Below are 12,436 nucleotides of genomic sequence, written 5' to 3'. Positions count from 1 at the left end.
GCGGACCCAGTTAAACGTAAGATAGGTCACGGAAGGCGGTTAGCCTTCAGCAATGAGGCTGGTCGCCCTCCGTATGTAAATCATCTCTGCCCAATGGCGTGCGGGATCTGTTAGTTGGCTTGATAGCCCGCTCAACTAGTTGTGCTTCTGAAAGCACCAAGGAGACTGAAAAAGTGACGACCCGTATTGGTATCAACGGCTTTGGCCGTATTGGCCGCAACTACTTCCGCGCAGCACTCGCACAGGGCGCGGACCTGGAGATCGTTGCAGTCAACGACCTCACCAGCCCCGAAGCACTCGCACACCTCTTCAAGTACGACTCCGTCGGCGGCCGCCTGAAGGAGACCATCGAGGTCAAGGACGGCAACATCGTCGTCAACGGCACCGTCGTCAAGGTCCTCGCCGAGCGGGATCCCGCCAACCTTCCCTGGGGCGAGCTGGGCGTGGATATCGTGATCGAGTCCACCGGCTTCTTCACCAAGGCTGCCGATGCCCAGAAGCACATCGACGCCGGCGCCAAGAAGGTCCTGATTTCCGCTCCTGCCTCTGACGAGGACATCACCATCGTGATGGGCGTGAACCACAACCTGTACGACAACGCCACGCACCACATCATCTCCAACGCTTCCTGCACCACCAACTGCCTCGGCCCGCTGGCCAAGGTGGTCAACGACGAGTTCGGCATCGAGCGCGGCCTCATGACCACGGTCCACGCCTACACCGCTGACCAGAACCTGCAGGACGGCCCGCACAAGGACCTGCGCCGCGCCCGCGCCGCGGCCATCAACATGGTGCCCACGTCCACCGGTGCTGCCAAGGCCATCGGCCTGGTCCTGCCCGAGCTCAAGGGCAAGCTGGACGGCTACGCCATCCGCGTACCCGTGCCCACCGGCTCCGCCACCGACCTGACGGTCACGGTCTCCCGCGAGACCACCGTGGAGGAAGTCAACGCCGCCCTCAAGCGCGCTGCCGAGTCCGAGGAGCTGCAGGGCTTCCTGACCTACACCGACGAGCCCATCGTCTCCAGCGACATCGTCGGCGACCCGGCTTCGTCCATCTTCGACTCCGGCCTGACCAAGGTGATCGGCAACCAGGTCAAGGTTGTTTCCTGGTATGACAACGAATGGGGCTACTCCAACCGCCTCGTCGACCTCACGGAGCTTGTCGCAGCCAAGCTGGGCTAGGGTTAGACACATGACATCAAACACCCTCAACGAACTCATCGCTGAAGGTGTCCGCGGGCGGTACATTCTGGTTCGAAGTGACCTGAATGTGCCGCTCGACGGCTCTACAGTCACTGACGACGGCCGCATCAAGGCCTCACTGCCAGTGCTGTCAAAGCTCACGGACGCCGGTGCCCGCGTGCTGGTAACAGCCCACCTCGGACGCCCCAAGGGCGCTCCCGAGGAGAAATACTCCCTTCGGCCCGCAGCAAGCCGCCTGGCTGAACTGGCCGGCTTCAAGGTTACCCTCGCCGCCGACACTGTTGGCAGCGCCGCCAGGGAGGCAGCAGCGTCCCTGCAGGACGGCGAGGTCCTTGTCCTCGAGAACGTCCGGTTCGATCCCCGCGAAACCAGCAAGGACGACGCCGAGCGCGGCGCCTTCGCTGACGAGCTGGTGGCCCTGACCGGTGACAACGGCGCCTACGTGGACGACGCCTTCGGAGCCGTGCACCGCAAGCACGCCAGCGTGTACGACGTCGCCACCCGGCTTCCGTCCTACCTCGGCGACCTTGTGCACACCGAGGTGGAGGTCCTGCGGAAGCTCACCACGGACACCCAGCGCCCCTACGTGGTGGTGCTCGGCGGCTCCAAGGTCTCGGACAAGCTGGCCGTCATCGACAACCTGCTGGGCAAGGCTGACACCATCCTGGTGGGCGGCGGAATGCTCTTCACGTTCCTCGCGGCAGCCGGGCACAAAGTGGCCTCCAGCCTGCTCGAGGAGGACCAGATTCCCGTGGTCAAGGATTACCTCAGGCGCGCAGCGGATGCGGGCACGGAGTTCGTCGTGCCCACGGACGTCGTGGTGGCGGAGAAGTTCGCGGCAGACGCTGCCCACGAGACCGTCCCTGCAGACAACATCGAGGGCAGCAGCTTCGGCGCCCAGGGTATCGGACTGGACATTGGACCGGACTCGGCGGCAGCATTCGCCGAGCGGATCAATGGTGCCAGGACCGTGTTCTGGAACGGCCCGATGGGGGTCTTCGAGTTTGAAGCCTTCTCCGCCGGCACCCGCGCCATCGCCCAGGCCCTCACCGAAACCGAAGCGTTCACCGTGGTAGGCGGCGGAGACTCGGCCGCTGCGGTCCGCACGCTCGGGTTCGCCGACGACCAGTTCGGCCATATTTCCACCGGCGGCGGTGCAAGCCTGGAATACCTCGAAGGCAAGGAACTGCCGGGGCTCAGCGTCCTGGACCGGTAGGGCCTGCCCGGTGGTTCCCTCCGGCAGCAGTACCTGACCCTTCAGTCCCTCCGGCCGGCAGGTTGCCCACGGCAGCCTGCCGGCCGAACACTTATCTAGTACTTTTTGGAGAATACGTGACAACGTCAACGAACGGCGCTTTCGACCGCAAGCCATTCATCGCGGGCAACTGGAAGATGAACATGGACCACGTGCAGGGCATCACCCTGCTGCAGAAACTTGCCTGGACCCTTTCCGACGCCAAGCACGACTACAGCCGGGTTGAGGTTGCCGTCTTCCCGCCGTTCACGGACCTCCGCGGCGTCCAGACCCTTGTCCAGGGCGACGACCTGGATGTCGCCTACGGCGGGCAGGACCTCTCACAGTTCGACTCCGGCGCCTACACCGGCGATATTTCCGGCCAGTTCCTGAACAAGCTCGGCTGCAAGTACGTCCTGGTGGGCCACAGCGAACGCCGCACCATCCACAACGAATCCGACGACGTCCTCAACGCCAAGGTCAAGGCCGCCTTCAAGCACGGCGTCACGCCCGTGCTCTGCGTCGGCGAAGGCCTGGAGATCCGCCAGGCGGGCACCCACGTCAACCACACCCTGGAGCAGCTGCGTGCCGGTGTGGCCGGGCTGAACGCCGACCAGGCCGCTGAGCTCGTCGTCGCGTACGAACCCGTCTGGGCCATTGGCACCGGTGAAGTAGCCGGCCCGGAAGACGCGCAGGAGATGTGCGCGGCAATCCGCGCCGAGCTCGGGCAGCTGTTCGGAGCGGACACCGCCGCTAAGACCCGCCTGCTGTACGGCGGCTCGGTCAAGGCCAACAACGCGGCAGCAATCCTCAAGGAACGCGATGTTGACGGCCTGCTGGTGGGCGGGGCGAGCCTCGATCCGGCCGAGTTTGCTAATATTGTCAGGTTCGAGAGTCATCTGGTGACGGACTAGTCCGTCCCGCCGCGCAAACTCCCGCAATTCCAACTTCCTGAAAGGCCGTCGTGGACGTTCTTCATGTCATTCTGCAGATCCTCCTGGGCATCACCAGCCTCCTGCTGACGCTGCTCATCCTCCTCCACAAGGGACGGGGCGGCGGGATGTCGGACATGTTCGGCGGCGGCATGAGCTCAGGCCTCAGCTCCTCCGGCGTTGCCGAACGCAACCTGAACAGGTTCACCGTCGTCCTGGGCGTCACCTGGGGAATGGTCATTATCGCGCTGGGCCTGATCATGCGCTTCAGCGGCGGCGACTCCTGACCCCCTAACCCGGGAAAAGGCACCGCGCGGGCACTGCCGCCGCGCGGGTCAGAGAACTAAACTGTGGCTGTCGGTTCCCGACAGCCACAGTTTCTGTTTAAGCAGGCAGGAGTCCTTCGATGATTCATCCGGCGTCAGGCTTCCGCGGCACCCGCGCGGGCGTCACGGAAGGGACGGGTTTCAGCTTCGAGTCCGAGGATCACGGCAAGGCCCTGCCCCGTATCCAGGTTTCCTATTGGTGCGCCAAGGGGCACGAGACCAGGCCGGTCTTCGTCAAGCTTCCGGAGGACCAGATTCCGCTGGTGTGGGACTGCCGGCGCTGTGGTGCACCCGCGTCACGGGACGGGCAGGCAGCGGCGGCCGCGGACGCCATGGACGACGGCTACAAGACACACCTCGAATACGTTAAAGAACGGCGCTCCGGCCAGGACGCCGAAGACGTCCTGGCCGGAGCGCTGGAAAAACTACGCGCCCGCGGCGTCCTTGCGGACGAGCTGCTGCGGGACACGTGACGCGGCGTTCTCGTCAATAAGCCACAGGGTCCGGGACGTCCCACGCGGTCCTGCTGCGGGGACCTGCACCGGGTTGGCGCCCGCCAGGGCCAGCCCTACCGCGCCGGCCTTGTCCTCTCCAGCCACCACCATCCACACCTCAGAAGCGGTGTTGATGGCCGGCAGCGTCAGGGAAACCCGCAGCGGCGGCGGCTTGGGTGAATTCCGGACACCCACCACCGTGCGTTCCTTTTCACGCACGCCCGCCTGCTCAGGAAACAGCGAGGCGATATGCGCGTCCGGGCCCACGCCCAGCAGGACAACGTCCAGGCGGGGCAGGGCAGCCGGTTCTTCGGGCCGGTCATCTGACATGTCCGCGGCGTGCTCGGCCGCCGCAGCTTCCCGAAGCCTCCGGGCGTAGTCGTCGGCTGCCTCTTCCGGGCCGCCGAATTCATCCGCGGACCCGGGCGCGTGGATCCGCTCGGGGTCCACGGGTATGTGCGAGAGCAGCGCCTCAAACGCCTGGGTGGTGTTCCGGTCCGGGTCCCCGCCGGGAAGGAAGCGCTCGTCGCCCCACCAGAAATTCACCTTGGACCAGTCGACGGCCGGAGCCGCCGGAGAGTCCGCAACCGCCTTGAGCGTGCCGATGCCCACGGTTCCGCCGGTCAGCACCACGGTGGCCTCGCCGAACTTATCCTGCACATCAACAAGCTTTGTGATGAGGCGGGCGGCAATGGCGGCCATCAGGACGGACGAATCAGGATGAATGCTTACTCTTGGGTCAACGCTCACTGGGTCGGACGCTCCTTAGATTGGTACGTGGCAGTCCAATAGTAATCACTTCCCCAAACACCTCGTCGGGGTCCAGGCGGCGGAGCTCCTCGGCGAGGCAGTCCCGCAGGCTGCGGCGCGGAAGCGAAATCCGCTGCGCCGGCTGGCCGGGCTGGGTCAGCTCGGCCACGGACAACCCCGGCCGGAAGAGCTGGATGTCCCCGCCGGGCCGTGTCAGCCGCACGCGCCGGATGCCCGTGCCTGCCGGGTCGGCAACGATGGTCACCGGCGCGTCCAGGGTGAGCGTCAGCCAGGCTGCGAGGAGGATGGTGCTCGGGGAGTCAGAGGCGCCCTCGACGGCGACTGCCGTTACGGGGGAGGAGTCCACCTGGTCCAGGACGGCGGCAAGCTGGATCCGCCAGTTGGTCAGGCGCGTCCAGGCGAGGTCCGTGTCACCGGCTTTGTAGGTGGACCGGATGTTTTCCAGGGCACGCTGCGGGTCAGGCTCGTTGGCGGAGTCGGTGATGCGGCGGTGGGCGATCCGTCCGATGGAGGTTTCGCAGGCGTTCTCCGGGGCGCCGTGCGGCCACCAGGCCACGATCGGTGCATCCGGGAGCAGCAGCGCGGCCACCAGGGACTCGCTCTCGTGCGCGAGCTGCCCGTAACCGCGCAGCACGATCACCTCGGAGGCGCCGGCGTCACCGCCCACGCGGATCTGGGCGTCCAGGCGGTCCGGAGCCGTAGCTCCGGCGTCGGCCAGGACAATGATCCGGCACGGATGTTCACGGCTGGCCTCGTTGGCGGCCTCGATGGCTTCTTCCTCAAGCCCGGACTTGGTGACCACCACCAGGGTGAGCACCCGGCCCAGGGCGATCACGCCGCCCTGCTCACGCAGGGACATGATCTTCTTGGAAACCGTTGAGGTGGTGGTGTCCGGCAGGTCTACAATCATGGCCTTCTCCAGGTTCGTCCGTCGCGGGCCAGCAGCTCGTCAGCCGAGGCGGGGCCCCAGCTGCCCGGGGCATAGGGTTCGGGCTGTTCGTTCAACTGGGCCCAGTATTCCTCGAACGGGTCCAGGATCTTCCAGGACAGCTCCACTTCCTCGTGCCGCGGGAACAGCGGCGGCTCGCCCAGGAGCACGTCCAGGATCAGCCGTTCGTACGCCTCGGGGCTGGACTCGGTGAACGAGTGGCCGTAGCCGAAGTCCATGGTCACGTCCCGGACTTCCATCTGGGTGCCCGGGACCTTTGAACCGAACCGGATGGTGACGCCTTCGTCCGGCTGGACACGGATCACCACGGCGTTCTGGCCAAAGTCGTCCTCGGCGTGGTCGCGGAACAACAGGTTGGGCGCCCGCTTGAACACGACGGCGATTTCCGTCACGCGCCGGCCCAGGCGCTTGCCTGCGCGCAGGTAGAACGGGACCCCGGACCAGCGGCGGGTGTGGATGTCCACCCGGATGGCGGCAAAGGTCTCGGTGGTGGAATCGGCGGGGATGCCTTCCTCCTCCAGGTAGCCCTGGACCTGTTCGCCACCCTGCCAGCCTCCGGTGAACTGCCCGCGCGCCGAGTGCGTGGAGAGGTCATCAGGGAGCTTGACGGCGGCAAGGACCTTTTCCTTCTCCGCGCGCAGGTCGTCGGCGTTGAAGGAGATGGGCTCCTCCATCGCCGTCAGGGCCAGCAGCTGGAGCAGGTGGTTCTGGATCACGTCGCGGGCAGCGCCCACGCCGTCGTAGTACCCGGCGCGGCCGCCCGTGCCGATGTCCTCGGCCATGGTGATCTGCACGTGGTCCACGTAGTTCGCGTTCCACAACGGCTCGAACAGCTGGTTGGCGAAACGCAGCGCCAGGATGTTCTGGACCGTTTCCTTGCCCAGGTAGTGGTCGATCCGGAACACCGCGTCCGGCGGGAACACCGATTCGACGATGTCGTTAAGCTGCCGGGCGGACTCAAGGTCGTGCCCGAACGGCTTCTCGATCACCACGCGGCGCCACTTGTCACCCTCAGCCTGTGCCAGGCCGTGCTTGGACAGCTGCCGGCAGACCTGTTCAAAGGCCTTGGGCGGGATGGACAGATAGAACGCGTGGTTCCCGCGGGTGCCGCGCAGCTCATCAAGCTCATCGATGACTTCGCCCAACCGCTCAAAGGCGTCGTCGTCGTCGAACTCTCCCTGCACGAACCTGATGCCCTCGGAGAGCTGGTTCCACACTGCCTCATCAAAGGGGGTGCGGGCGTAGGCCTGCACCGAGGCCTTCACTTCGGCGGCGAAGTCCTCCTTGTCCCACTGCCGCCGGGCAAAACCCACCAGGGCGAAGCTGGGGGGCAGCAGGCCACGGTTGGCGAGGTCGTACACGGCGGGCATGAGCTTCTTGCGGGCAAGGTCACCGGTCACTCCGAAGAGGACCAGCGATGACGGACCGGCGATCCGGTTCAGGCGGCGGTCACGCGGGTCGCGGAGCGGATTCCGCCCACGGCCAGCAGACTTCCTGCCGTATTCAGTTTCTGGCATGGTGCTTTTCGTGCCTTAGCTTTCAGTAACGGAGGCTGACCTGGCGGACAGCGCAGCAATGATGTCCTGCAACTGTGCCACACCGGCAGCCCGGTCAGTGAGGTGCAGCCGAAGCACGGGACGTCCGTGGTCGGACAGGACCTGGGCGTCGCCGGCGGCCTGCGCGGCGATCAGTTCACCGAACGTGAAGGGTCGGTCCGGGATGGCGAGGTCCTCCGAGGATGCGGCCGTGACCTGGAGGAACACTCCGATGGCCGGGCCGCCCTTGTGGAACTGGCCCGTTGAGTGGAGGAACCGGGGGCCCCAGCCGAACGTCACGGGACGGCCGGAGACGGCGGCCAGCTCATCGCGGATGCCTTCGAGCTGCGTAAACGCCAGCCGGTCGAAGTAGGCCTGGACGCTGAGGTAGCTGTCGTTCTCCAGAGTGTCCAGCAGTGCCTTCACGGCGTCCCCGGCGGTGCGGGCCTCACCGAGCCAGTCACCGCCGCGGACCTCGATGGCTCCGTCAACGAAGGCTGCCGGAGTGGGCTCGGGCTGGGCGTCCAGCAGGCCGCGCGCAGCCACCTTGGCGGCCTCGACATCGGGCTGGTCGAACGGGTTGATGCCCAGCAGGCGTCCGGCCACGGCAGTGGCGAACTCCCAGACCATCATCTGGGTGGGCAGCCCGCCGGCGATGGCAACCTCGTTTTCACCGAGTTCAACGTCGGCATCGGCTGCCACCAGCCGCACCACCAGGACGTCAGCCGCACCGCCGGTGACCTCGGGCGAGGTTGGGCCGGCAACCACCGGAAGCACACCGGTGCCCAGCTTGCCGGTGGACTCGGCGATCAGCTGCTCGGCCCAGTCGGCGAAGCCTGCAATGCCGGAGCCGTCCTCGGCGATGACGATCTTGTCCCGAAGGGGGCTGGTTCCGCCAAGGGCGGTTCCGAGTGCCAGGCCGATGTTTTCCGGCGCATCATCGTTGAGGATCTCCGCTGCTTCCTCGGCCTCATCCAGGAAGGCCTGGATGTCCACACCGGCCAGGCCGGAGGGCACAAGACCGAAAGCGGTCAGCGCGGAGAAGCGTCCGCCCACGTTGGGGTCGGCGTTGAAGACGGCACGGTAGTCGGCCTCGCGGGAGGCCTTGTCCAGTGGGGAACCCGGATCGGTGACGATGATGATCCGGCTCTTGGCGTCGATGCCGGCGTCGTTGAACGCCTTCTCGAAGACCCGCCGCTGGGAATCCGTTTCAACGGTTGAACCGGACTTGGACGAGACCACGATCGCGGTCTCGTCCAGCCGGTCGGCGAGGGCTGCACGGACCTGGTCGGGGTCCGTGCTGTCCAGCACTGTCAGCTCGACGCCGGCGGTGCCGGCAATAACCTCTGGAGCCAGCGAGGAGCCGCCCATGCCGCACAGCACAATGCGGGTCACGCCTTCTGACGTCAGGGCGTCGCGGAGTTCCAGGATGTCCTTGACCAGAGGCTGGGAGACGGTGGCAGCCTCCACCCACCCGAGGCGGATTGCCGATTCGGCCTCCGCATCGGGACCCCACAGGGTGTGGTCCTTGGCGAAGATGCGGGTGGCGATGCGTTCCTCCACGAGGACGGGGAGGTGCAGTTCCAATGCCTGCTGTGCGGCACCGGTGGCGTCGTAGCTGAGAGTGGTCATAGTGGGTTAGGAAGCCTTCCGTGCAGAGGCGAGGGCGCCCTCGACGTCGGCCAGCAGTTCCTTCCAGCTGGCTACGAACTTGTCCAGGCCTTCGGATTCGAGGAGTGCCACGACGTCGTTGTAGGCGATGCCGAGCTTCTCCAGCGCGTCGAGGGTGGCGTTCGCTTCGGCGTAGGTGCCGGTGACGGTGTCCCCGGTGACCACTCCGTGATCGAAGGTTGCGTCCAGGGTCTTCTCGGGCATGGTGTTCACGACGCCCGGGGCAACGAGTTCGGTGACGTAGAGAGTGTCCGGGTAGGCCGGGTCCTTCACGCCGGTGGAAGCCCACAGGGGACGCTGGGGGAGTGCGCCGGCCTCGGCCAGCAGTGCCCAGCGTTCGGTGGCGAACAGCTCCTCGTAGACCTGGTATGCCAGGCGGGCGTTGGCCAGGCCGGCCTTGCCCTTGAGTGCCTTGGCTTCCTCGGTGCCGATGGCGTCGAGGCGCTTGTCGATCTCGGAGTCCACGCGGGAGACGAAGAACGAGGCCACGGAGTGGATCCTGGAAAGATCGTGGCCGTTTTCCTTCGCCTGCTCCAGGCCGGACTGGAAAGCGTTAATAACGGCGCGGTAGCGCTCCAGGGAGAAGATCAGTGTCACGTTGACGCTGATGCCCTCGGCCAGGGTGGCGGTGATGGCTTCGAGGCCCTCGAGGGTGGCCGGGATCTTGATGAGGACGTTGTCCTTGTTGACCCGCTTGTACAGGTGCTTGGCTTCGGCGATGGTGCCTGCCGTGTCCCAGGCCAGGCGGGGGTCAACCTCGATGGAGACGCGTCCGTCAACGCCCTTGGTGGCTGCGGCCACCGGTGCGAAGAGGTCGCAGGCGTCCGCGACGTCGGTGGTGGTGATCTCGAAGATGGTGTCCTCGACGCTTGCGCCTGCTGCTGCCTGCTTGGCGATGGTGGCGTCGTAGTCGGTGCCTGCCGTGATCGCGGCGTGGAAGATGGACGGGTTGGTGGTTACGCCAACGACGTTCTTCTCTTCGATGAGCTTCGCCAGGGTGCCGGTGTCCAGGCGTCCGCGGGAAAGGTCATCAAGCCAGATGGAAACTCCGGCGTCTGAGAGCTGCTGGGTGGGAGTAGTCATTGTTCTGTATCTCCTGGAAATCGTAGGTTAGGCCTGGAGGCCTGCGAGGGAGTCCTTGGCGGCAGCGGCGACGGCCTCTGCGGTGATGCCGAACTCCTGGAAGAGGCGCTTGTAGTCCGCGGAAGCGCCGTAGTGCTCCAGGCTGACGGAACGGCCGGCGTCGCCGACGAATTCCCTCCAGCCGAGGGCAAGTCCTGCTTCGACGGACACGCGGGCCTTGACGGCGGCGGGGAGCACGGACTCGCGGTAGGCGGCGTCCTGCTTGTTGAACCATTCAACGCAGGGCATGGAGACAACGCGGGCGGCGATGCCTTCAGCCTGCAGGGCCTCACGGGCCTGGACGGCCAGCTGGACCTCGGAACCGGTGCCGATGAGGATGACGTCGGCCGGGACGGTGGCGCCGTCCTTCGATGCTTCGGCAAGGACGTAGCCGCCCTTGGCGACGCCGGCAACGGAACCGAAGGTGTCGCCGTCGGCCTCGCCGTCACCGCGCTCCCAGGTGGGGATGTTCTGGCGGGTCAGCACGATGCCGGCGGGGTTGCTGTGGTTCTCCAGCATGGTCTTCCAGGCGACGGCTACCTCGTTGGCGTCACCGGGGCGGACAACATCCAGGCCCACAATGGCGCGCAGGGAAGCGAGCTGTTCCACCGGCTGGTGGGTGGGGCCGTCTTCGCCGAGGCCGATGGAGTCGTGCGTCCAGACGTACAGCGACGGAACACCCATCAGGGCGCCGAGGCGGATGGCGGGCCGCTGGTAGTCGCTGAAGATCAGGAACGTGCCGGAGAATGCGCGGGTCCGTCCGTGCAGGCTGATGCCGTTCACAATCGACGCCGCGGCGTGCTCGCGGATGCCGAAGTGCAGCACGCGGCCGTATGGGTTGCCGGACCAGGCGTCGGTCTGCTTGGAGGCAGGAACGAACGACGGCGAGCCCTCGATGGTGGTGTTGTTCGACTCCGCAAGGTCAGCGGAACCGCCCCAGAGTTCGGGGAGGACGGGGCCCAGTGCGTTCAGGACCTTGCCGGAGGCCGCGCGGGTGGAGACATCCTTGCCGGCCGGGAAGACCGGAAGGGCTGCGTCGACGCCGTCGGGAAGTTCCTTGGCCTCGATGCGCTGCAGGAGCTCGGCGCCGGTGGGGTTGGCGGCCTGCCAGGCGTTGAAGGACTCTTCCCATTCCTTGCGGGCAGCAGCACCCCTGTCCACCACCGCACGGGCGTGGGCAAGAACGTCCTGGTCGACATCGAAGGACTTGGCGGGGTCGAAGCCCAGGACCTCCTTGAGGGCTGCCACTTCCTCGGCACCAAGGGCGGAACCGTGGATCTTGCCGGTGTTCTGCTTCTTGGGCGCCGGGTAGCCGATGATGGTGCGCAGCGAGACGATGGAGGGCTTGGACGTCTCAGCCTTGGCCGCAAGGAGTGCCGAGTAGAGTTCCTGGACGTCTTCCTTGTATTCGCCGGTCTTGGTCCAGTCGACGCGCTGGACGTGCCAGCCGTAGGCCTCGTAGCGCTTCAGGACATCCTCGGTGAATGCGATGTCGGTATCGTCCTCGATGGAGATGTGGTTCTCGTCGTAAACCACCACGAGGTTGCCGAGTTCCTGGTGGCCGGCGAGCGAGGAAGCCTCTGCCGTGACGCCTTCCTGGAGGTCGCCGTCGGACGCGATGACCCAGATGGTGTGGTCGAACGGGCTGGTGCCGGCGGCAGCATCGGCGTCGAACAGGCCGCGCATCCGGCGCTGGGAGTAGGCGAACCCAACGGACGACGCAAGGCCCTGGCCCAGCGGGCCCGTGGTGATCTCGACGCCGGCGGTGTGCTTGTACTCAGGGTGGCCGGGCGTCAGTGAATCCCAGGTGCGCAGGGCCTCGAGGTCCTTCAGTTCCAAGCCGTAGCCGGACAGGAACAGCTGGATGTACAGGGTCAGGGAAGTGTGGCCCGGGGACAGGACGAAGCGGTCACGGCCCAGCCAGTCGGGATTCCGTGGGTCATGGCGCATCAGCTTCTGGAAAAGAAGGTACGCGGCCGGCGCCAGGCTCATGGCCGTTCCGGGGTGGCCGTTGCCAACCTTCTCCACCGCGTCCGCGGCCAGTACGCGAACAGTGTCCACCGCACGCTGGTCCAGGCTAGTCCAGGACAGTTCTTGCTCTTCCAAATGTGGCACGAAAACCGGGCCCCTCTCTGTGCTGATGGCAGGTGGCACACCGGATCTGCATGAAGGCACGCTGTGTGGCGCCCGCTGCGGT

11 protein-coding genes are annotated in these 12,436 nt (G+C 66.1%); 5 read left to right on the top strand and 6 right to left on the bottom strand.

The genetic code is table 11. The features are described 5' to 3' along the window. Positions 1–173: 173 nt before the first annotated feature. From gap to IEX33_RS10130, 5 genes are all read left to right on the top strand, one after another. Positions 174–1,184 (top strand): type I glyceraldehyde-3-phosphate dehydrogenase, encoded by a 1,011-nt coding sequence (gene gap / locus IEX33_RS10150; protein WP_104187307.1) that lies wholly within the window; start codon positions 174–176, stop codon positions 1,182–1,184. Between the two features lie 10 nt (positions 1,185–1,194). Beyond that, positions 1,195–2,421, top strand: coding sequence for a phosphoglycerate kinase (locus IEX33_RS10145; protein WP_188729809.1), 1,227 nt, complete (start codon positions 1,195–1,197; stop codon positions 2,419–2,421). Between the two features lie 116 nt (positions 2,422–2,537). Further along, complete coding sequence (tpiA, locus tag IEX33_RS10140) at positions 2,538–3,353, top strand: triose-phosphate isomerase (protein WP_188729807.1); 816 nt, start codon at positions 2,538–2,540, stop codon at positions 3,351–3,353. Positions 3,354–3,403: 50 nt separating this feature from the next. Beyond that, positions 3,404–3,658 carry a preprotein translocase subunit SecG gene (gene secG / locus IEX33_RS10135; RefSeq protein ID WP_104187299.1) on the top strand — a complete coding sequence of 85 codons (255 nt, stop codon included), beginning with the start codon at positions 3,404–3,406 and terminating at the stop codon, positions 3,656–3,658. Positions 3,659–3,777: 119 nt separating this feature from the next. Continuing rightward, positions 3,778–4,170: an RNA polymerase-binding protein RbpA gene (locus tag IEX33_RS10130; RefSeq protein WP_104187296.1), complete on the top strand. Its 393-nt coding sequence runs from the start codon at positions 3,778–3,780 to the stop codon at positions 4,168–4,170. On the opposite strand, the gene pgl is transcribed toward IEX33_RS10130, so the two are convergent. The 6 genes from pgl to tkt are packed head-to-tail and all read right to left on the bottom strand — an operon-like array spanning position 4,123 to position 12,345. After that, positions 4,123–4,941, bottom strand: coding sequence for a 6-phosphogluconolactonase (gene pgl, locus IEX33_RS10125; protein ID WP_188729805.1), 819 nt, complete (start codon positions 4,939–4,941; stop codon positions 4,123–4,125). The genes IEX33_RS10130 and pgl overlap by 48 nt on opposite strands. After that, positions 4,931–5,872 (bottom strand): glucose-6-phosphate dehydrogenase assembly protein OpcA, encoded by a 942-nt coding sequence (locus IEX33_RS10120; RefSeq protein WP_188729804.1) that lies wholly within the window; start codon positions 5,870–5,872, stop codon positions 4,931–4,933. Before IEX33_RS10120 ends, pgl begins: the two co-directional genes overlap by 11 nt. Continuing rightward, entirely contained in the window at positions 5,869–7,428 is a 1,560-nt protein-coding gene (zwf, locus tag IEX33_RS10115) for a glucose-6-phosphate dehydrogenase (protein WP_174174572.1), read from the bottom strand. Before zwf ends, IEX33_RS10120 begins: the two co-directional genes overlap by 4 nt. Before the next feature lie 15 nt (positions 7,429–7,443). Further along, the gene (locus IEX33_RS10110; RefSeq protein WP_188729802.1) at positions 7,444–9,078 is read right to left on the bottom strand and encodes a glucose-6-phosphate isomerase; all 1,635 of its coding nucleotides are present in this window, start codon (positions 9,076–9,078) and stop codon (positions 7,444–7,446) included. Between the two features lie 6 nt (positions 9,079–9,084). Then, positions 9,085–10,200: a transaldolase gene (tal, locus tag IEX33_RS10105; RefSeq protein ID WP_188729800.1), complete on the bottom strand. Its 1,116-nt coding sequence runs from the start codon at positions 10,198–10,200 to the stop codon at positions 9,085–9,087. A 27-nt stretch (positions 10,201–10,227) separates the two neighbouring features. Continuing rightward, positions 10,228–12,345, bottom strand: coding sequence for a transketolase (gene tkt, locus IEX33_RS10100; RefSeq protein ID WP_188730143.1), 2,118 nt, complete (start codon positions 12,343–12,345; stop codon positions 10,228–10,230). Positions 12,346–12,436: the final 91 nt, after the last annotated feature.

Source organism: Pseudarthrobacter scleromae, from assembly GCF_014644515.1.
Lineage (GTDB): Bacteria > Actinomycetota > Actinomycetes > Actinomycetales > Micrococcaceae > Arthrobacter > Arthrobacter scleromae.
Note: the sequence above shows the minus strand (reverse complement) of the source record. Positions and strands in the feature narration are given on the sequence as shown.